The 20,721-nt window shown below is 72.5% G+C and carries 7 protein-coding genes and 1 pseudogene; 4 read left to right on the top strand and 4 right to left on the bottom strand.

Translation table 11 applies throughout. The features are described 5' to 3' along the window. Positions 1 to 28: 28 nt before the first annotated feature. From ACFYV1_RS00830 to ACFYV1_RS00815, 4 genes are all read right to left on the bottom strand, one after another. Positions 29 to 238, bottom strand: a complete 210-nt coding sequence (locus tag ACFYV1_RS00830; protein WP_389393174.1) for an MbtH family protein — start codon at positions 236 to 238, stop codon at positions 29 to 31. Continuing rightward, complete coding sequence (locus ACFYV1_RS00825; protein ID WP_389393173.1) at positions 235 to 14,730, bottom strand: amino acid adenylation domain-containing protein; 14,496 nt, start codon at positions 14,728 to 14,730, stop codon at positions 235 to 237. Before ACFYV1_RS00825 ends, ACFYV1_RS00830 begins: the two co-directional genes overlap by 4 nt. 252 nt (positions 14,731 to 14,982) lie before the next feature. Next, positions 14,983 to 16,029, bottom strand: a complete 1,047-nt coding sequence (locus ACFYV1_RS00820; protein WP_389393172.1) for an iron-siderophore ABC transporter substrate-binding protein — start codon at positions 16,027 to 16,029, stop codon at positions 14,983 to 14,985. Positions 16,030 to 16,199: 170 nt separating this feature from the next. Continuing rightward, positions 16,200 to 17,552 carry a lysine N(6)-hydroxylase/L-ornithine N(5)-oxygenase family protein gene (locus ACFYV1_RS00815; RefSeq protein WP_389393171.1) on the bottom strand — a complete coding sequence of 451 codons (1,353 nt, stop codon included), beginning with the start codon at positions 17,550 to 17,552 and terminating at the stop codon, positions 16,200 to 16,202. A gap of 247 nt (positions 17,553 to 17,799) precedes the next feature. Here ACFYV1_RS00815 and ACFYV1_RS00810 point away from each other — a divergent pair, with 247 nt between their 5' ends. The 4 genes and pseudogenes from ACFYV1_RS00810 to ACFYV1_RS00795 all read left to right on the top strand — a co-directional run bounded on the left by ACFYV1_RS00810 (position 17,800) and on the right by ACFYV1_RS00795 (position 20,704). After that, the gene (locus ACFYV1_RS00810; RefSeq protein ID WP_389393170.1) at positions 17,800 to 18,747 is read left to right on the top strand and encodes a methionyl-tRNA formyltransferase; all 948 of its coding nucleotides are present in this window, start codon (positions 17,800 to 17,802) and stop codon (positions 18,745 to 18,747) included. Positions 18,748 to 18,764: 17 nt separating this feature from the next. After that, the gene (ddaH, locus tag ACFYV1_RS00805; protein ID WP_389393169.1) at positions 18,765 to 19,577 is read left to right on the top strand and encodes a dimethylargininase; all 813 of its coding nucleotides are present in this window, start codon (positions 18,765 to 18,767) and stop codon (positions 19,575 to 19,577) included. A gap of 223 nt (positions 19,578 to 19,800) precedes the next feature. Then, positions 19,801 to 20,175, top strand: a complete 375-nt coding sequence (locus ACFYV1_RS00800) for a VOC family protein (RefSeq protein ID WP_389393168.1) — start codon at positions 19,801 to 19,803, stop codon at positions 20,173 to 20,175. Between the two features lie 90 nt (positions 20,176 to 20,265). Continuing rightward, positions 20,266 to 20,704, top strand: a pseudogene (locus ACFYV1_RS00795) (GNAT family N-acetyltransferase). The last annotated feature ends 17 nt before the right edge of the window (positions 20,705 to 20,721 follow it).

Here is a 20,721-nt window from a genome sequence, read left to right as displayed (position 1 = left end):
GCCCCTGGGGCGGCTTCGTGTCGTGGTGTCAGCCCTGCTGGGCGATGAGGCTCGCCGGACGCAGGTCGGTCCAGTGGGACTCCACGTACGCGAGGCACGCCTCGCGGGTGTCCGCGCCGAAGACGGTCCGCCACCCGGCGGGAACCTCGGCGAAGGAGGGCCACATCGAGTGCTGGTTCTCCTCGTTGACCAGCACAAGGAAGCTGCCCTGCGGGTCCTCGAAGGGGTTGGTCGTCATGCGTTCTCACTCCTCATGGATGTTACGTTGAACAGCTCGGACAGCGGCTGCTCGGAGTCGGCCGTCACGGTGCGCAGCAGGGTCTGGAGTTCGTCGGCGAGCCGACGTGTCTTGGCGGTGCCGAGCCGCCCGGTCGCGTGGATCAGCCCGCAGTGCACGGGGCCCTCGCCACGCGGCTCGTAGAAGCTGAGCGTCAGCTCGGCCCGTGCCGAGCCGGTCGGTACGGCCAGCAGGTCGCCCACGCCGCCCTCCAACTGCTCGAGGTCCGCCTGCTCGTGGTGGATCACCATGACCTGGGGACCCTCCGGTCGCAGTCCGGCGGCCGCGACGACCTCGTCGAACGGGACTTCCTGCCGGTCGAGGGCGCTGAGCGTGGTCTCCCGGACCCGGGTCAGGAGCTCCGCGAAGGTCGGGTCGCCCGCCGTGTCGGTGCGCAGGACGACCGTGTTGAAGAAGCAGCCCACGAGATCGGCCAGCTGGTCGTCGGTGCGACCGGCGACCATCGTACCGATGGGCAGGTCGGTGCCCGCACCGTGGGCGGTGAGCAGTGCCGCGAGGGCCGAGTGCAGCACCATGAACATGCTGGTGCCGGTGGCCCGTGCGAGCCGGTCGACGTCCGCGTGCAGCCGTTCGTCGAGGACGAAGCCCACGTGCCCCGCGTCCCGGTGCGCTCCGTCGCCGCCGGCGGCAAAGTCCGGCGCCTGAGCGGGCAGGTCCAGCTCCCGCGGCATGTCCTTCAGTGTCTGCCGCCAGTAGGCGAGCTGCTGCCCGCCCCGGCTCTCCGGGTCGGTGAGGTCGCCGAGGACCTCGCGCGCCCAGTGGCCGTAGTCGGCGTAGGTCACCGGCAGCGGCTCCCAGTCGGGTGCCCGGCCGGCCGTACGCGCGCCGTAGGCGGCGGTGAGGTCGCGGAACAGCGGGACCACCGACCATTCGTCCACCGCGAGGTAGTGCATGGTCAGCAGGACCGCCTGAGCGCCGTCGCCGCCGGTCAGCAGCCTGACCCGCAGCGGGGCCTCCTGCTCCAGGTCCGGTGCCTGGGCGGCCAGTTCGGCCGACCGGGCGTCCAGGTCGGCGCACCGCTCCACGGTCAGCTGTGGTGCCTCGACCGCGTGGCGGAGGACCGTGCCGTCCCGTTCCGTGAACGCGGTGCGCAGCGGTTCGTGGCGTGCGGTCACATCGGCGAGTGCCGCGGCCAGCGCCTCGGTGTCGAGCCCGCCGGGCGAGCGCAGCACCAGCGCGTGGTCGAAACCGGGGTCGCGCCGGTACGCCTGCCACTGCCACTGCTGGACGGGCGCCACCGGCAGACCGGCGCCGTCGGCGGTCACGTCCTGCGCGGGGCGCAGGGCCGGCCGGGCGGCGGCGGCGCCGTCCAGCTTGCCGGCGATACCGGCGACGGTCAGCGCGTCGAAGACGTCCCGGATGCTCAGCTCGACGCCGAACTCGGCGCGGATGCGGCCGAGCAGCCGCATCGAGGCCATGGAGTGGCCGCCGAGGGCGAAGAAGCTGTCGTGCACGCCGACGCCGTCCAGCTTGAGGATCTCGCAGAACAGTTCGGCGATCCGGGCCTGCGTCCGGGTCGCGGGGCGGGCGTCGCCGGTCATCCCGGACCAGTCGGGCGCGGGCAGCACCTTGCGGTCCAGCTTGCCGTTGGGCGTCAGCGGCAGCGGGCCGTCCAGCGGTACGACGAGGGCGGGAACCATGTACTCGGGCAACTGCCCGGCGACATGGGCGCGCAGCTCCTGCGGGTCGAGGGCCCGCGGCGAGCCCTCCGCCGTCTCGGGTACCGCGTAGCCGACGAGGCGGACGATGTCGCCGTCGCGGTCGGGCACCACGGCGGCCTGGGCGACCGCCGGGTGCCCGGCGAGCGCCGCCTCGATCTCGCCCAGCTCGATGCGGAAGCCGCGGATCTTCACCTGGGTGTCGACCCGGCCGAGGAAGTCGAGGTTCCCGTCGGCGCGCCAGCGGGCGCGGTCACCGGTGCGGTACATCCGGCTGCCGGGCGCTCCGTACGGGTCGGCGACGAACCGCTCAGAGGTGAGCCCCGCCTGGCCGAGGTATCCGCGGGCGAGGCCGCGTCCGGCGACGTACAGCTCGCCCACCACACCGGGCGGCACCGGGCGCAGGTGCTCGTCCAGCACGTAGGCGCGGGTGTTGGGGTCGGGGCGGCCGATCGGTACGCGGCCCGAGGCGCGGCCTCCGTGCTCGCGGGCCGGCCACAGGGTCGAGTTGACCGTCGCCTCCGTGAGCCCGTACGCGCAGATCAGGTTCGCCGTGGCGCCGAACCGCTCGAACAGGTCCGGCGGCACGGTCTCGGTGCCGACCAGGACGGTCGACCCCTCGGGCAGCCGGCAGCCCGGGGGAAGTGCCGACACCAGGGACGGCGGCAGGATCATGTGGGTGATGCGCTGGTCCGCGAGGAAGTCGGTGAGCGCCGGTCCGGCGACCCTGGCCTCGTCGGTGATCAGTACGAGCCGTCCGCCGTGGCACAGCGCCATCGCCAGTTCGAAGACGAAGACGTCGAAGCCGATCGACGCGAACTGGAGCACCCGGCTGTCGTGTTCGAGGCCCATCCGGTCCACCGCGGTGGCGACCAGGCTGGAGACGCCCTCGTGCGGAACGACCACGCCCTTGGGGCGGCCGGTCGAACCGGAGGTGTAGATGACGTACGCGGCCTGGTCCAGGCCGGCCGGTCCGCCCTCAACGGGCGTCTCGGGCAGCGTGTCCAGTTCGGCGACGGTGTCCGGGGCGTCGAGGAGTACGACGGGGACGCCCGCGACGTCCGGGATCTTGCCGGCCACCGGTTCGGTGCCGACCACGACGGCCGCGCCCGAGTTCTCGATCATGTAGGTGAGCCGGTCGCCGGGGTGGACCAGGTCGAGCGGCAGGAACGCGGCGCCCAGCTTCAGCGCGGCGACGACGGTGGCGATCATGTCCACCGAGCGCGGCACGGCCACACCGACCACGCTCTCGGCGCCGACGCCGCGTGCGGCGAGGAGCCGGGCCACTCGGCCTGCGCGGGCGTCGAGCTGGGCGTACGTCACCGAGCGGGAGCGCTCGACGACGGCGACGGCGCCCGGTCGCTCTGCGACCCACCGGTCGAACAGCGCGGGCAGGGTCGCCTCTTCGACCTCGCGGGGCGATCCGTTGAAGCCCTCCAGGACCAGTCGCCGCTCGTCGGCGGAGAGGATCTCGGCCTGTGACAGCGGCTGGTCGGGAGCCGCGACAAGGATCTCGACCAGCCTGCGCAGCCGGTCGCCGATCCGCTCGGCGGTCTCCTGGTCGAACAGCTCGGTGGCGAACTCCAGCCGGCAGCCGAGGGCCCCGTCGGCGCCGTCGGCGCCGTCGGTGCCGATGCGCTCGGTGAAGCTGAACACGAGGTCGAACTTGGCGGAGCCGACCCGGAACGGCACGTACCGCGCCTCGAGTCCGGGCAGCTCCAGCTCGTCGCCGGTGCGGGCGTGGTAGCCGACCATCACCTGGAACAGCGGGTTCCGGGAGAGGGACCGGGTCGGGTTGAGCCGCTCCACGACCGATTCGAACGGCACGTCCGCTTGGGAGAACGCGGCCAGGTCGGTCTTCCGCACCCGGGCGAGGAGTTCGTTGAAGCTGGGGTCGCCGCCCAGATCGGTGCGCAGCACCAGTGTGTTGACGAAGAAGCCGACCAGTTCGTCCAGTGCCTCGTCGCCGCGTCCTGCGATGGGCGCGCCGAGGGGGATGTCCGTGCCGGCGCCGAGCCGGTTGAGCAGGGCGGCCACGGCCGCGTGCACCACCATGAACATGCTGGCGCCACTCTCGCGGGCGAGCCGCTTCAGGCCCTCGTGGACCGTCCTGTCGAAGTCGATGTCGAGTTCGGCCCCGGAGAACGCCGGACGGGCGGGCCGCGGCCGGTCGGTGGGCAGTTCCAGTTCCTCGGGCGCGCCGGCCAGGGTCGTCTGCCAGTGGTCCAGCTGCCGGGCGGCCAGGCTTCCGTCGTCCGCCGGGTCGCCGAGGAGGCGCTGCTGCCACAGGGCGTAGTCGGCGTACTGGACGGGCAGCGGCTCCCAGTCGGGGGCCGTGCCGTCGAGGCGGGCCGCGTAGGCGGTGGCCAGGTCGCGCAGGAACGGCCGGTCGGACCACTCGTCGGTGGTGATGTGGTGCAGCAGCAGCACGACGACGTGCTCCGCGGGCGCCACCTCGACGACCGTGGCCCTGATCAGCAGTTCGGTGGAGAGGTCGAACGGCCGCTGCACGGCGGCGTCCACGATGCCGGGCACCTCGTCCTCTCCGGCACGCAGGTGCTCCACCACCGGGGCGGCCCGCTCCGCGGGCAGCACCCGCTGGAACGCCTGGCCGTCCCGCTCGACGAAGACCGTGCGCAGCGCCTCGTGGCGGGCCGCCACATCGGCGAGGGCGGTGCGCCACGCGTCGAGGTCGAGATCGCCGTGCAGCCGCATCACCAGCGGGAAGTTGTACGCGGCGGAGGTGCACTCGATCTGCTGGATGACCCACAGGCGCTGCTGGGCGTGCGACAGCGGCAGTTCGTCCGGCCGCTCGGCCGCCGTCAGGGCCGGGCGGGCGGCGCTGTGCGAGGCGGCGGCGCGTTCCACCAGCTCGGCGACGGTGGGCGCCTCGAACAGGTCGCGGATCGCCAGCTCGGTGTCGAGGGCGGTGCGGGCGCGGCTGACGAGCCGGGTGGCGAGGAGGGAGTGGCCGCCCAGTTCGAAGAAGTTGCTGTCGATGCCGACGCTGCCCTCCGCCAGGCCGAGCACCTCGGCGAACAGCGCGCAGAGCGTCTCCTCCTGCGGGCCGCGGGGGGCGCGGCTGGTGCCCGTGCCGGCGCCCCCTGCGTTCGTGAAAAGGGCCGGTGCGGGCAGGGCCTTGACGTCCAGCTTGCCGTTGACGGTCAGCGGCAGGGTCGCCACCGGGACCAGCGCGGAGGGGACCATGTAGTCGGGCAGGCCGGCCTTCAGGTGGTCGCGCAGCCGCTGCGCGAGCTCCTCGTCCGGTTCCGCGCCGTTCTCGGGTACGACGTACCCGACCAAGCGCTTGGTGCCGGTGCCCTCGTGCACGACGACGGCGGCGTGCGCGACCTCGGGGTGCGCCGACAGGGCCGTGGAGACCTCGCCGAGCTCGATGCGGTAGCCGCGGATCTTGACCTGGTCGTCGGTGCGGCCGAGGAAGTCGAGCAGCCCGTCGGGGCGCTGCCGTACGAGGTCGCCGGTGCGGTACATCCGCTCGCCGGGCTCACCGAACGGGTCGGCGAGGAACCGCTCGGCGGTCAGGCCGGGACGGTCGTGGTAGCCGCGGGCCAGTCCGGTGCCCGCGATGTACAGCTCGCCGGGGCAGCCCGGGGGGACGGGGCGCAGCATCCCGTCGAGCACGTAGGCGCGGGTGTTGCGGATGGGCATGCCGACCGTCGGCGTCGCGCTTTCGGTGGTGGAACCGCCGAGGGTGTTGATCGTGTACTCGGTCGGGCCGTACAGGTTGTAGCCGTAGGTGCCCTCGGTGCGGCGCAGTCGCGTCCAGACCGTGTCGGACACCGCCTCGCCGCCGAGGAGGACGAGGGCGGGCCGGTGCCTGCCGGCGGCGCCGCCTCGGCCGTCGGCCCGGTCGAGCAGGCCCTCCTCGATGAGCAACTGGGCGTAGGTGGGCGTCACGTTGACCACGTCGACCCGGTGCTCGTCGCAGTACGCCACCAGTGCCTCGGCGTCGCGGCGCAGCTCCTCGTCGCAGACGTGGACCTCATGGCCCTCGACGAGCCAGAGCAGTTCCTCCCAGGACATGTCGAAGGCGAAGGACACGGTGTGCGCGATGCGCAGACGCCGTCCGCCGGCCGACGCGATGGCCGGGTCGAAGATCTCCTTCTGGTGGTTGAGCTGCATGTTCGTCAGCCCCCGGTAGGGGGTGACAACGCCCTTGGGCCGACCGGTGGAACCGGAGGTGTAGATGACGTACGCGGGGTGCTCCAGGCGGTCCGGCACTCCGTGCGCGAACGCGGGCCGCTCGGCGTCGGTGATCCCGTCGCCGGAGAGTGCGGCGAGTTCGCCGAGCACCGCCTCGTCGTCGAGGAGGAGTTCGGGGGCGACCGGTCCGTCGTCGCTGCGCAGGGTCGGGGCGACGGCGGTCGTGGACACCAGGCACAGGGGGCCGGTGTCCTCGGCCATCAGCCGCAGCCGGTCGGCGGGGTGGTCGAGGTCGAGCGGCAGGTACGCGGCGCCGGTGCGCAGCACGGCGAACAGCGCGGCCACCATCTCGATGGACCGGGGCAGCGCGAGCGCCACGACCGTCTCGGGTCCCGCGCCCCGGGCGAGCAGCAGCCGGGCGAGCCGGTTGATCCGCGCGTCCAGTTCCGCGTAGGTGAGGGCGTGCTCGCCGAAGACCAGCGCCACCGCGTGCGGGGTGCGGGCCACCTGGGCGGTGAGCATGTCGGCGACGGTCTCGTTCGGCACCGGCTCCCGGCTGGTCTCCCAGCCGGCGGTGAGCGCGGCGCGCTCCTCGGGCAGCAGCAGGTCGACGCCGACGGTCCGGGCGGCCTCGGCTGCCCGGCCGCCGAGGGCTTCGGCCAGCCGGTCGAGGACGGCCGTGAACCGGGCGAGGATCGTGGCCGCGTCGTCCGCGCCGAACAGGTCGGGCCTGGCCGCCAGTGTCACCCGCAGCCGGGCACCGGGAGTGACGATCAGCGTGAGCGGGAAGTGGGTGCCGTCCACGTTCGACACGTCGGTGATGCCGTGGCGCTGCCTCAGGGCCGCGGCCCGGTCCTCGCCGTCGGCCGAGCGGAGCACGAACAGGGTGTCGAACAGGCGGCGGTGCCCCGTCTCCTGCTGGAGGGTGCCGAGGCCCACGTACTCGTAGGGCATGACCGCGGCGCGCTCGGCCTGCATCCGCCGCAGCAGGTCGAGCAGGGGCTCGTCGGGTGCGAAGGCGACCCGGGCGGGGACGGTGTTGAGGAACATGCCGATGATGCCGGCCACGTTCGGTACGTCCGCCGGGCGTCCGGCCACGGCCGTGCCGAAGGCGACGTCGCCGCGGCCCGTCATGGCCGAGAGCACCAGTCCCCAGGCGGCGTTCAGCACGGTGTTCAGGGTGAGTCCGTGCCGGCGTGCGAGGGTGCGCAGCCGGTCGCTGGTCTCCTGTGTGAGCAGGGTGTCGAAGTCCTCGGGGATGACCGGGCCGGTGTCGCGCCCGGACGGGGCGAGAAGGGTCGGCTCGTCGAACCCGGCGAGCGCCTCGCGCCACGCGCCCAGGGCGGCCGTGGTGTCCTGCTCGTCCAGCCAGGCCAGGTAGTCGCGGTACGAGCCGGGCTGCGGCAGGCCGGTGGCGTCGCCGGCCCGCTCGTACAGCGTGAACAGCTCCTCGAGGAACAGCCACGCGGACCAGCCGTCCCAGAGGATGAGGTGGTGGGTGACGACGAGCCTGTCCCTGCCGTCGCCGAGACGGATCAGCAGCAGGCGGCACAGCGGAGCCGCGGACAGGTCGAAGCGCTGCCTGCGGTCGGCGGCCAGCAGCGCCTCCACCCGGGTCCGCTGCTCGTCGGCGGGCAGGTGGGACAGGTCCTCCTCCACCAGCGGGATCTCGGCGCCGTCCGCGATGAACTGCACCGGTCGGGGCAATCCGTCGCTGGTGAATCCGGCGCGAAGGCTCGCGTTGCGCTCCAGCAGGGCCCGGCAGGCGGCACGCAGCCGGTCGGCGTCGACCCGGCGGTCGAAGTCCAGGGACTCCTGGGACTGGTAGACGTCGAGGGCGTCGCCCGCGTCGTAGGTGGCGTGGAAGTACATGCCCTCCTGGAGCGGGGAGAGCGGCCAGATGTCCGCGACCGGAAGCCCGGCGGCGGCGTGGACGCGCTCGGTCTCCTCGTCGGTGAGCTCGAGTCCGCCCAGCGGGGCGGGGGCCTCCGGTTCCTGGGGGACGGCCTGGGGTGCGGCGGCGGTCAGCTGGTCGAGCAGGGCCTTCAGGGCGGGGTCGACCGCGGCGCCGGACTGCTGCTGGAGGGCGAGTACGGCCTGGAGGGCCGCGGCGGCCTGTCCGGCGTCGGAGGAGGAGACGGTCACGCCGTCGGAGTGCACGGGTACCTCGGGTGTCTGTGATGCGGTCGGGTCTTCCGGGGCCGCGTTCGCGGCCGCTGTGGCCAGCGCGGCGGGGGTGCGGCACTGGAACACGTCGCGCGGGCTGAGCGTCAGGCCCTTGTCGCGGGCGCGGGTGGCGACGGCGATCGAGGTCAGGCTGTCGCCGCCCAGCACGAAGAAGTCGTCGTCCGCGCCGATCCCGGGTATGCCGAGGACATCCGCGAAGATGTCGCACAGGGCGCGCTCACGGTCGTCGCGGGGTGCCCGACCGCCGGCCCGGGGCGCCACCTCGGGCGCCGGAAGGGCGTTCTGGTCCAGCTTTCCGCTGGGCGTCAGGGGCAGTTCGCCGACGACCACGACGGCGCCGGGCACCATCGTGGCGGGCAGCGCGTCGGCGAGCGCCGCGTGCAGGGTCTCGGGCTCCAGGGCGGCGTCGGAGGCGGGGACGGCGTAGCCGACGAGGGCGCCGTCGCGGACGATCACGGCCGCGCGGGCGACGCCGGGCAGCGCGGCGAGGGCGCTCTCGATCTCCCCCGGTTCGATGCGGTTGCCGCGGATCTTGACCTGCCGGTCGGTGCGGCCGAGGTACTCGACGGCACCGTCGGCACGACGCCGCACCAGGTCGCCGGTGCGGTACATGCGCTCCCCCGGCGCCCCGAACGGGTCGGCGACGAACCGCTCGGCGGTCAGAGCGGACCGGCCGTGGTAGGCCCGTGCCAACTGCACTCCCGCGAGGTAGAGCTCTCCCGGCACCCCGTCCGGCACCGGGCGCAGGAACGAATCCAGTACGTGCAGCCGGGTGTTCCACACGGGCCGGCCGATGGGAACGGCCTGCTCGGTGGCGCCCTCGTACGGGAAGTGGGTCACGTCCACGGCCGCCTCCGTGGGGCCGTAGAGGTTGTGCAGCGGCACGGGGCCGCGGCCGGAGCGGGAGGTCAGCTCCCACCAGCGCCGGGCGTCGGCGCCGGTGAGCGCCTCGCCGCTGCAGAACACCCGGCGCAGGCTCGCCGACCAGTCGGGCGCGCCTGCGGTGTCCGTGCCGGCTGCGGTGTCCGTGCTGCCCGCGGCGCCCGCGATGTCCGTCGTGGACTCCATGACCTGGACGAACGCGGCCAGCATCGACGGCACGAAGTGCATCGTGGTGACGCCCCGGTCGCGGATCAGGCCCGCCAGGTAGGCCGGGTCGCGGTGGCCGTCGGGACGGGCGAGGACGACGGTCGCGCCCTCGGTCAGCGCCCAGAAGAACTCCCACACCGACACGTCGAAGCTGGACGGGGTCTTCTGGAGCACCCGGTCGTCGGCGGTGAGCCCGTACTCGCTCTGCATCCAGGCGAGCCGGTTGACGATCGCCCGGTGGGTGACGGCGACACCCTTGGGGCGGCCGGTGGAGCCGGAGGTGTAGATCAGGTAGGCGGGGTGGTCGGGGCCCGCGACCGGGACCGGTGCGTCGTCGCGAACGTCCTCGTCCTGGTCGACGACGAGGAGTTCGAGACCGGGTGCGGCGGGCAGCCGGCCGGCCGCCTCCGCGGTGGTCACGACGGTCCGCGTGCCCGAGTCGGCGAGCATGAACGCCACCCGGTCGGCGGGGTAGTCGAGGTCGACGGGCAGGTAGGCGGCGCCCGCCTTGTGGACACCGAGCAGCGCGACCATCAGTTCCGCCGAGCGCGGCACCGCGACGGCCACGTACTGCTCAGGGCCCGCGCCGCGGGCCCGCAGTCGCCGGGCCAGGGCCTCCGCCCGCCGGTCGAGCTCCGCGTACGTGAGGGTGGTGTCCTCGAAGACGACGGCCGTGGCGTGCGGGGTGCGGGCCGCCTGTTGCGCGAAGAGCGAGGCGAGGGTGCCTTCGGCGACGGGGTGCGCGGTGGCGTTGAGCTCCGTGAGGTGCTCCTGCTCGCGGCCGGACAGCAGGCCGGTACGGGCGACGAGGCGGCCGGGTTCGGCGACCAGGGTCCGCAGCAGGGTCACGAACCGGTTGGCGAGCACCGCCACGGCGACCGGGTCGAGGCGGGCGGCGTCGTGCTTGAACCGGAGCAGCAGCCCGCCGTCGGCCGGCTCCACGACGAGTGCGAGGGGGTAGTGCACGGCGTCGAACACCTCGGCGCCGGTGATGCGCAGCTCTCCGGGTTCGCGGTCGGCAGACAGGTCGCCGGTCGGGTAGTTCTCGAACACCACGAGTGTGTCGAAGAGTTCGCCTCCGCCCGCGATCCGCTGGATGTCGGCGAGGCCGAGGTGCTGGTGGTCGAGGAGGGCGGTGTGCTCGTCCTGGACGCGCCGCAGCAGGTCGGTGAGCGACTCGTCGGCGCGCAGGGTCACCCGGGCGGGGACGGTGTTGATGAACAGGCCCACGGCGGAGTCCAGGCCCTGGACCTCGGTGGTCCGCCCGGAGACGGTGGTGCCGAAGACGACGTCCCGGCTGCCGGTCAGCGCGCCCACCAGGAGGCCCCACACACCGTGCACGACGGTGCTGAGGGTCAGGCCGTGGGTCCTGGCGTAGGCGGTCAGACCGCCGGTGAGGTCCTGCGGAAGCCGGGTGTCGACGTGCTCGGGCTCGGCGGGTGCGGCGGGTGCCGCGGGCACGACCGGTGCCCCCGGTCCGGCGGGCGCCGCCGGTGCGGCAGGCGCCGCCGGTGCGGCAGGCGCCGCCAGTGCGGCCGTTGCGGCTCCTGCCCCTGGGGCCGCCTGTACGGCCGACGTGGCGGGCGCGGGAAGCCGGGTGGGGCCGTCCAGCCCGTGCAGCGCCCGGCCCCATGCCTCGCGCGCGGCGTCCCGGTCGCGTCCGGCCAGCCAGGCGAGATACGGCCGGGTGTCCGCGGGTTCCGGCAGCTCGAGCCCCCGGTAGGCGTCGGTCAGTTCGCGCAGGAGGACGGAGACCGACCAGCCGTCGGCGACGATGTGGTGCAGGGTGAGCAGGAGCCGGTGACGCTGCCCGTCCCTGATCAGCGTGGCGCGCAGCAGCGGTGGCGCGGCCAGGTCGAACTGCTCGGCGCGGTCGGCGCGCAGCAGTTCGTCGAGGCCGGTCACGGACGTGTCGGCCTCCTGCCACGGCAGTGTCACCCGGTCCGCGAGCCGTTGGACGACCTCGCCGCCGGGCAGCTGGCGGAAGGCGGCGCGCAGCAGCGGGTGCCGGTCGAGGAGCAGCTGGAGCGAGCGGCGAAGCCGGTCGGCGTCGACGGGTCCCTCGAGGTCGAGGAGTTCCTGCACGAGATAGAGGTCGGCGGCCCCGCTGTCGAACTCCGCGTGGAAGAAGAAGCCTTCCTGGAGCGGGGACACGGGCAGGGCGTCCTGGTCGAGGTCCGCGGGGCGTGCCGGGGCGGGCGCGGCGCCGGTCCGGCCGGCGGTCCGGGCGAGCGCCGCGACGGTACGGTGCCGGAACACGTCGCGCGGGGTGATCGCGAGACCGGCCTCGCGGGCGCGGTTCACGAGCTGGATGGCGACGATGCTGTCGCCGCCCAGTTCGAAGAAGCTGTCGTGCACGCCGACCGCGGGCAGGCCGAGGAGGTCCGCGAACAGCGCGGCGAGCGCGGTCTCCTCCGGGGTGCCGGGGGTGTCGGCACCGGCCACGGCCGTCCACCGGGGGTCGGGCAGTGCCTTGGTGTCGAGTTTGCCGTTGGGGGTCAGCGGGAGCGGGCCGTCGAGGACGACGACCGCGGAGGGCGCCATGTGGTCCGGCAGCGCGTCTGCCACCCGGGCGCGCGCCGCCGTCACCGCCGCCGTCACCGCCGCCTCGCTGTCCTCGGCGGCGTCGGCGACGAGATAGGCCACGAGACGCTTGACGGACCGGTGGTCCTCGCGGGCGAGGACGGCGGCCTGGGCGATGCCCGGGCAGGCCATGAAGGCGCTCTCGATCTCGCCGGGCTCGATCCGGTGACCGCGGATCTTGATCTGGCCGTCAGCGCGGCCGAGGAACTCCAGGTTGCCGTCGGCGCCCCAGCGGACCCGGTCACCGGTGCGGTACATCCGGGTGCCGGGCGGACCGTACGGGTCGGCGACGAACCGCTCCGAGGTCAGTGCCTGGCGGCCCAGGTAGCCGCGGGCGAGGCCGCGCCCGGCGACGTACAGCTCGCCCTCGGCGCCGACGGGCACCGGGCGGAGCGCCGGGTCGAGCACGTAGGCCCGGGTGTTGGGGTCGGGGCGGCCGATGGGCGCGGGGCCCGGCCGGTCGGGCCGGGCGAGCCACAGGGTGGAGTTGACGCTCGCCTCCGTGAGGCCGTACGCGACGACGACCTGGAGGCGTCCGTCCCATCGGGCGATCAGTTCGCTGGGGACCGCTTCGGTGCCGACGACGAGTACGGCGCCCTCGGGCAGTTCGCACTCCTGCGGCAGCGCGGAGACGAGGGACGGCGGGAGGATCATGTGGGTGGCGCGGTGGCGCGCGATGTAGTCGGTGAGCGCGGGGCCCGCGACGCGGCGTTCGGCGGGGACGACGATGATCCGGCCGCCGACGCACAGCGACATGATCAGGTCCCACACCGTCACGTCGAAGCCGACGGAGGCGAACTGCACGACGCGGCTGTCGGCGGTGATGCCGATCCGGTCGGTGGCGGTCGCGATGAGGCTGCCGACACCGTCGTGGGGGACGACGACGCCCTTGGGGCGGCCGGTGGAACCGGAGGTGTAGATGACGTACGCGGCACGGTCGAGTGCGATCGGCAGACCGGGGTCGGTGTCGTCCAGGGCGGCGCGGGCGGCCGCGGTGGCCGGGTCGTCGAGGAGGACGTGCGAGACGCCTTCCGCCTGCGGGAGTTCACCGGCGAGTTCGTGCACGGTGACGACGGTGCGCGCACCGGCGTCGGAGAGCATGTAGGCGATCCGGTCCCGCGGGTGGTCCGCGTCCAGCGGCAGGTAGGCGGCGCCGGCCTTCATCACGGCGAGCAGCGCGACCACCAGCTCGGGCGAGCGGGGCAGGGCCACGCCCACCACGTCCTCCGCGCCCACGCCCCGGCCGGTGAGAAGGCGGGAGAGGCGGTTGGCGGCGGCGTTGAGCTCGGTGTACGTCAGCTCCCGGTCCTCGCAGACGAGCGCGACGGCGTCGGGCGTACGGCGGACCTGCCGCTCGAACGCGGCGGGCCAGGACAGCTCCGGCACCTCGCGCGGCGAGATGCCGAACTCGTCGAGCAGCCGGGCGCGTTCCGTGCCGGAGGTGAGCTCGATGCGGCCGACGGGGCGGTCGGGGTTCTCGGTGAAGTCGTTCAGCAGGGCCAGGAAGCGGCGCTCGTGGTCGCGCAGCGTGGCCTCGTCGCAGACCTCGGCGTCCGCGTCGAGGTGGACGGTGATGCCGCGACCGCCCCTGTTCTCGGCGAAGCTGAGTGCCAGGTCGCTGACCGGGCCGAGCCATTCCGGGCGCAGTTCGGCCTCGTGGTCCGCGAAGTTCAGGCCCTCGGGGCGCGGAAGGACGTTGACGGTCGGGCCGACGAGCTCCGGTACGCCGTCGACGAGGCCGAGCTCCCGGGCCAGGTCCTCCGCGCGGTACCGGCCGTGGGCGACGGCGTCGGCGACCGCGTCGCGTACGCCGCTCACCAGAGCGGTGCCGGTGGTGCCGGGGCGGACGGTCAGGCGCAGCGGGACGATGTTGGACACCATGCCCGGTACGCCGGCGCAGACCTGGTCCTGGCGGGCGGCGACCGGCAGGCCGAGGACGAGGTCCTGCTCGCCGCTGACGCGGTGCAGGTAGGCGGCGACGGCCGCGATCAGGATGCGGGAGGGCCGGACACCCGCGTCGCGGGCGGCGTCGTTCAGCAGCCCGAGGGTCCGCGGGGACAGTTCGGTGGTACGCCGCAGGCGCCGCGTCATCGGGGCCGGGGCGCGTTCGACGAGACGTACCGGTGCGGTCCGGCCGGCCATCCGGTCCAGCCACCAGGCGCGGTCCTCCTCGCGCTGCCTGGAGACGCGGTATTCGCGGTCGGCCGCGACCAGGCGGGCGAGGGACCAGTCGCGCGGTGCCGGCGCCCGGTCGCCCGCGGTGTAGAGCTCACCGGCGCGGCGGGAGATGAACGCGACGCCCATGCCGTCGACAAGGATGTGGTGGTAGCGCTGGCACCACAGGACCCGGTCGTCCGCGAGCCGCAGCAGGGCGTGGGCGTGGAGCGGTCCATGGGCGAGGTCGGCGGGCCGGTCGCGGTCGGCGGCCATCCACGCGGTGGCGGCCTCCTCGGGGTCCGGGGCGTCGCGCAGGTCGACGACGCGCACGTCGACGGGGAGGGCCATGGGTGTCTGACGCGGCCCGTCGTCCCCCGGGGTCACGCGCACATGCAGACACTCGGCCTCTTCGACGGCCTGCCGGACAGCGGCGGCGAGGCGGTCGAGGTCGACGTCGCCGCACAGGTCGAGCGCGAACACGATGTTGTAGGCGGAGCTGTCCGGCTCGATCTGCTGGGCCAGCCAGATCCCGGACTGCCCGCCGGTGACGGGGATGCCGGAAGCGGACGTCCGGTCCGACGCGTCGTCAAACATCGTACGAAGGGGCCTTTCCCTGGTGGTGCGTCAGTGATGGGGGTCCCCGCCGGGGCGGGGTGCCGCACTGTTCGACGGCTTCGGGTTCCGCCACGCCCTCGTCGACGGCGCGCGGAACGCTCAACGCGGTGAGCGGGGGGGTGCGGGGGGGTGCGGGGGCGAGGGCCGGCACATGCCGTCGACGGCGTGGCGGGGACCGCCACGCCGTCGATCGGTCGACGCCGCCGTGGTGGCGCGTCAGCGGTGCGTCGTCTACTTGATGGCCGTCAGCAGCGGCTCGATCTCGTCGATGGCGTACGGGATCGAGAGCACGGTGTTGAAGGAGAACGCGGCGCCGATGTCCGGGTCCTGGTAGGGCACGAACAGGTCGCGCTTCTCCTGGTGGACCTTCAGCTTCGCGTAGAGCGGCTCGGCCTTGATGCGTTCGTTGGCCTCGGTGCTGGAGGTGACCCAGACGAGACGGTCGACGTCCAGGATGTTCAGCTTCTCGGCGCTGAGCTCGGCGACGTTCCAGCCCGGCTTGGCCAGGGTGTCGATCTCCGGCTTCAGCTTGAAGCCGAGCTCGGAGAAGAAGATCGACTTGGGGTCGGTCCTGGTGAACGCCGAGTACTTGCCGGCCTCGAAGCTGTCGGCGACGGCCAGGGTCTTCTGGGCGAACTCGGGGTGCTTCTCGCGGACGGCCTCGAACCGGGCGTCGATGTCGGTGATCAGCTTGTCGGCCTCGGTGCTCTTGCCGAGCGCCTTGCCGATCTGCCGCGTCATGACCTGCCAGGGCGCACCGTAGTCGGGGTGCTCCTTGGGCTGGGCGACGACCTTGGTGAACTTGGAGAGCGTGTCGTACTGCTCCTTCTTCATCCCCGAGTACTGGGCGATGACCAGGTCCGGCTTGAGCGCCGCGATCTTCTCGATGTTGTACTCGTCGCGCTCACCGACGATCTGCGGCTTCGTGGAACCCCACTTGTCCTTGGCCCACGGCCACTTGCCGTACGGGTCCTCCTTGAACCAGTCGACCGCGCCGGCCGGCTTGACGCCGAGCGCGAGCACCGCGTCCTGGTCGGACAGGCCGAGCGTGACGACCGTCTTCGGCTCCTTGTCGATCGTCGTGCTGCCGTACTTGTGCTCGACGGTGACCGGGAAGGCGGCGGACTTGTCCGAGCCGGCGGAGGCCGCGGGCTTGGACTCGGTCTTCTCGGTCCCTCCACCACAAGCGGCGAGAGTGAGCGCCGCCACCGCGGCGACAGCCACACGGGGGACGGATCTGGCGAACCTGGCCAGAACGGGACGTGCACCAGTGGACACGGACTTTCCTTTCACGGGGGTTTCACAGTGCGTGCCATGCCGGCCGGGAACGACGGCGCTGCCCGGCGGACGGTGGCGGTGTTGTGGGGGTACCAGGGGAGGAGCAGGGAGGAGCAGGGTCTTTCGCCCGGCTCACGCCGGGCTCGCGTGCCCGGAGCCGGACCAAGCGCCTAGCGGGTCGTCGCCACTCCGTCGGCGACCGGCCGCACCTCGTCGGGGGCGGACGCGCGACCGCGCTCGAGGACCGAGTCGAGGATCTCGCCGACCCTGATCGCGGTGTTGGAGAGCAGGGACGACGTGATGCCGTGCGTGTGCTCGGTGCCGCCCTGGAGGTAGATGCCGCAGCGGACGTCGGGGTCGGTGGCGACGCGGTAGTCGCGTTCGACGCGGACGCGGCCGAGGTCGTCGCGGTGACAGCGGTCCGCCACCTCGCCGAGGAGGGCGAGCGGCTCTGCGGGGCTGTAGCCGGTGGCGTAGACGACGACGTCGGCCTCCAGCGTGCTCTCCTCGCCGGTGATCAGGGACTTGACGGTGGCACGGACCTTGTCCGGACCGTCCTCGACGCCGGTGAGGCGGGAGATGTTGATGAAGCGCAGCCGCTCGTTGCCGAGGACCTTCTCCTGGTACGCCTGGCGGTAGAGGTCGTCGATGAGGTCGATGTCCACCACGGAGTAGTTGGTGTTGCCGTGGTAGTCCATCAGCTTGCGCTTGACGCCCTCGGGAGCGGTGAAGTACTCGTCGACCGCCTCGGGGTCGAAGATGCGGTTGGCGAAGCTGCTGTCGTCGGCGGGGCTGTAGCCGTAGCGTGAGAAGACGGCGCAGATCTCGGCCGCCGGGAAGCGGCGGTGCAGATAGGCCACGTTCTCGGCGGCGCTCTGGCCGGCGCCCACGACGACGATCCGCCGAGGGTCGGTGCCCTCCAGGGATTCCACCTTCGCGAGCAGGTCGGAGTTGTGCCAGACCCGCTCGCTGCGCTCGACGCCCTCCGGCATGCGCGGGCGGAGCCCGGTGCCGAGCACGAGGTTGCGGGCCCGGTGGACGACGAGCTCCGACCCGGAACGGGCGGTCACCTCGAGGTACTCGACCACACCGTCCCGCTCGACCGGCTCGACCGAGATGATCTCGTGGCCGTAGGAGACCATGTCGTCGACCTTCGCCGCCGCCCACTCGAAGTAGTCGTGGAACTCGACGCGCAGCGGGAAGAGGTTCTTGTGGTTGACGAAGTCGATCAGCCGGCCCTTGCTCTGCAGGTAGCAGAGGAAGCTGTACTCGCTGACCGGGTTCCGCAGCGTCACCAGGTCCTTCAGGAAGGACACCTGCATGGTCGCGTCGTCGATCAGCATGCCGCGGTGCCAGCCGAAGCGGGGCTGCCGCTCGAAGAAGTGGGCAGTGACCGCCTCCTGCCTGCCGACGCGTGCGTTGTGCTCGCTGAGCGCTATCGCCATGGCCACGTTGGAGGGGCCGAAGCCGATACCAATGAGGTCGTGGACCAGAGGTGCGTCACCAGGAAGAACCTGAGACATGTCACTCCCATCGTGCGGGAAAGCCGCCTGTGAGGCGCGGGTGGGGACAGGGCGCCGGGCACACCGGTGACGGCAGCCGAGCGGAACTTAGGTAAAGCTAACCTGATCTAACCCGGACTGTCGACGGGACGAATCGGACATGCGGTAGCTCGCGGCATCAACCACCCCCCGAAATCGCCCAGTTGCACTGTTAGGTAAGCCTTGCTTTACTTGGCGCCGATCAATCGCTCTTCTGAGGAGGAACCCCATGCGGGTCGTCATGTTCGGATATCAGACCTGGGGCCACCGCACCCTCCAAGCGCTCCTGGAATCCGAACACGACGTGGTCATGGTCGTGACGCACCCCAAGAGCGAGCACGCCTACGAGAAGATCTGGAGCGACTCGGTCGCCGATCTCGCCGAGGAGCACGGCGTCGAGGTCGTCATCCGCAACCGCCCCGACGACGAGGAGCTGTTCGAGCGGCTCAAGGCCGCGGACCCGGACATCATCGTGGCCAACAACTGGCGGACGTGGATCCCGCCGCGGATCTACACACTCCCCCGCCACGGCACGCTCAACGTCCACGACTCGCTGCTGCCCAAGTACGCCGGCTTCTCGCCGCTGATCTGGGCCCTCGTCAACGGCGAGCCCGAGGTCGGCGTGACGGCCCACATGATGGACGAGGTGCTCGACGCCGGCGACATCGTGGACCAGCGCGCGGTGAAGGTCGGACCCACCGACACCACCACCGACCTCTTCCACAAGACGGTCGACCTCATCGCCCCCGTCACCATCGGCGCACTGGCCCGGATCGCCGCCGGTGAGACCGAGTTCACCAAGCAGGACCGCTCCCGGGCCAGCTTCTTCCACAAGCGGGCCGAAGAGGACATCAGGATCAACTGGGACTGGCCGGCCGACGCCCTGGAGCGCCTGGTCCGGGCCCAGTCCGCCCCGTACCCTGCCGCCTTCGCCTTCCACAAGGGCAAGCGCCTCGAAGTCCTCTCCGCCGTCGTGTCCGAGGGCCGCTACGGCGGCACCCCCGGGCGCATCTTCTACCGCGAGGGCGAAGGCGTCGTGATCGTCGCCGGGGCCGACGCCCGCACCGGCCGCAACCACGGCCTCGCCATCACTCGCGTACGGACCGAGGACGGCCGCGAAATGCCCGCGGCCGAGTACTTCACCTCCATGGGCGGCTACCTCACCAGCCGCCCCTGACGATCGGGACTCACAGCATGCGCATCGCACGGCCTCGGCACTACCTCATGTGCCGGCCCACGCACTTCGACGTGGTCTACTCCATAAACCCCTGGATGGACCCGGCGAAGCCCGTCGACACCCAACTGGCCATCGCCCAGTGGGAGAAGCTGCGCGAGGTCTACCTGAACCTCGGGCACACCGTCGACACCATCGAGCCTCTGCCCGGCCTCCCCGACATGGTCTTCGCCGCCAACGGCGCCACGGTCGTCGACGGGCGCGCCCTCGTCGCCAGGTTCCGCGACGCCGAGCGCATCGCCGAGGGCCCCGCCTACCACGACTGGCTGCGCGACAACGGCTTCCCCGACCTGCGCACCGCCGACTTCGTCAACGAGGGCGAGGGCGACTACCTGCTGACGGGCGAATGGCTGCTCGCCGGCACCGGCTTCCGCAGCGACCCCCGCTCGCACGACGAGGCACAGGAGTTCTTCGGGCGCCCGGTCGTCGGACTGACGCTGGTGGACCCGGACTACTACCACCTGGACACCGCGCTCACGGTGCTCGACGAGACGACCATCGCCTACTACCCGGCCGCCTTCTCCCCCGGCAGCCTGGCCGTGCTGCGGCGGCTGTTCCCCGACGCCGTCATCGCGACGAAGGAGGACGCGGCGGTCTTCGGGCTGAACGCCGCGTCCGACGGCCACAACGTGGTGCTGCCCCACAACGCCACGGCGCTGGCCGAGCAGTTGCGCGACCGGGGATTCAACCCGATCGGCGTGGACCTCTCGGAACTCCTCAAGGCCGGCGGCAGTGTCAAGTGCTGCACCCTGGAGCTGCGCAGGGCCGCCTGAGCCCCTGCCGTGCCCGGACGGTCCCGGAGCACGGCGGCGGGGTGCCTCCGCGTGGCCCGATGACCCACGCGGCGGCACCCCGGAGTCCGGCGGGGATCCGGAGTCGTCGACGGCCCGGCGTGTTCGTTACATGCCGTGCCACGCATGCCCGCCGCAGCGGCGGGTACGACCCCTCCCGTACGGAGCGTCGCGGAAGCGGCCGACGAGCGAGGGGCAGTCGGAAGTGATTCGAAAGCTGCAGGCGGTCGCGCTGGACTGTGCCGATCCGGTACGGCTCGCGGAGTTCTACGCGGAACTGCTCGGCGGCCGGGTGGTCGTGGACTCCGAAGATCCCGACTGGGTCGAGGTGCACGGATTCGAGGGGACACCGTTGGCCTGCCAGCGGGTGGACGGCTATCAACCGCCCCGATGGCCCGGTCAGGAGCACCCGCAGCAACTCCACCTGGACTTCGACGTGGACGACCTCGACGGAGAGGAGCAGCGGGCTCTCGCCCTCGGCGCGACCGTGCTGGAGCGGACGGACCAGCTCCGCCCGAAGGCCAACTGGCGGATCTACGCGGACCCGGCAGGGCATCCGTTCTGCCTCTGCCTCCACTGAGTCCATCGGGCCACTGCCCTGCCGCCGCACCGGCCGGGCCGGACTCCTGACGGTTTTCCGCAGGTCGGCCCCGTCGGACAGGAAGCCCGCATGCTCAAGGGAAGCGAAGTCGGGCTGAGGGCCCGGTACGAGGACGGCATACCGGTCCTGCGGACCGAACTCCACGACGACGTGGCCGGTGCGTCACGGGCCGACGGCGGGCCATGGCGGCCGATCACACCGGTCGAAGGACCCACGGCTCGTGGTGGACGACGAGGAGCAGGGGCATGTCCCTTTCTCCGTGGTGGAGTTGGACACCGGAGCACCGGCGGGCACCGCGACGCTGTGGAGCATCGACAATCACGCGGCCCGCACCGGCTGCAGTTCGGGACGCTGTCGGACAACACCCCCGTTGCTGCGCGCCGCCGAGCGCAACGGTTTCGCCCGCGAAAGCGTGCCGCGCTCCTCGGCCCGGGTGATGGGTGAGTTCATGGACGATGTGCTGCTCGGGCTGCCGGCCCAGGACTGGAAGCCCGCTCCGCGGGGCTGATCCGGCGCCCGACGGTC

Origin of the sequence: Streptomyces sp. NPDC003023 (assembly GCF_042888225.1) — a bacterium.
Lineage (GTDB): Bacteria > Actinomycetota > Actinomycetes > Streptomycetales > Streptomycetaceae > Streptomyces.
Note: the sequence above shows the minus strand (reverse complement) of the source record. Positions and strands in the feature narration are given on the sequence as shown.

Bases quoted from the DNA above. Each gene is read 5' to 3' on its own strand.
- ACFYV1_RS00830 (WP_389393174.1), bottom strand. From the start codon at position 238: ATGACGACCAACCCCTTCGAGGACCCGCAGGGCAGCTTCCTTGTGCTG.
- ACFYV1_RS00810 (WP_389393170.1), top strand. From the start codon at position 17,800: ATGCGGGTCGTCATGTTCGGATATCAGACCTGGGGCCACCGCACCCTC.
- ACFYV1_RS00815 (WP_389393171.1), bottom strand. From the start codon at position 17,552: ATGTCTCAGGTTCTTCCTGGTGACGCACCTCTGGTCCACGACCTCATT.
- ACFYV1_RS00825 (WP_389393173.1), bottom strand. From the start codon at position 14,730: ATGTTTGACGACGCGTCGGACCGGACGTCCGCTTCCGGCATCCCCGTC.
- ddaH (WP_389393169.1), top strand. From the start codon at position 18,765: ATGCGCATCGCACGGCCTCGGCACTACCTCATGTGCCGGCCCACGCAC.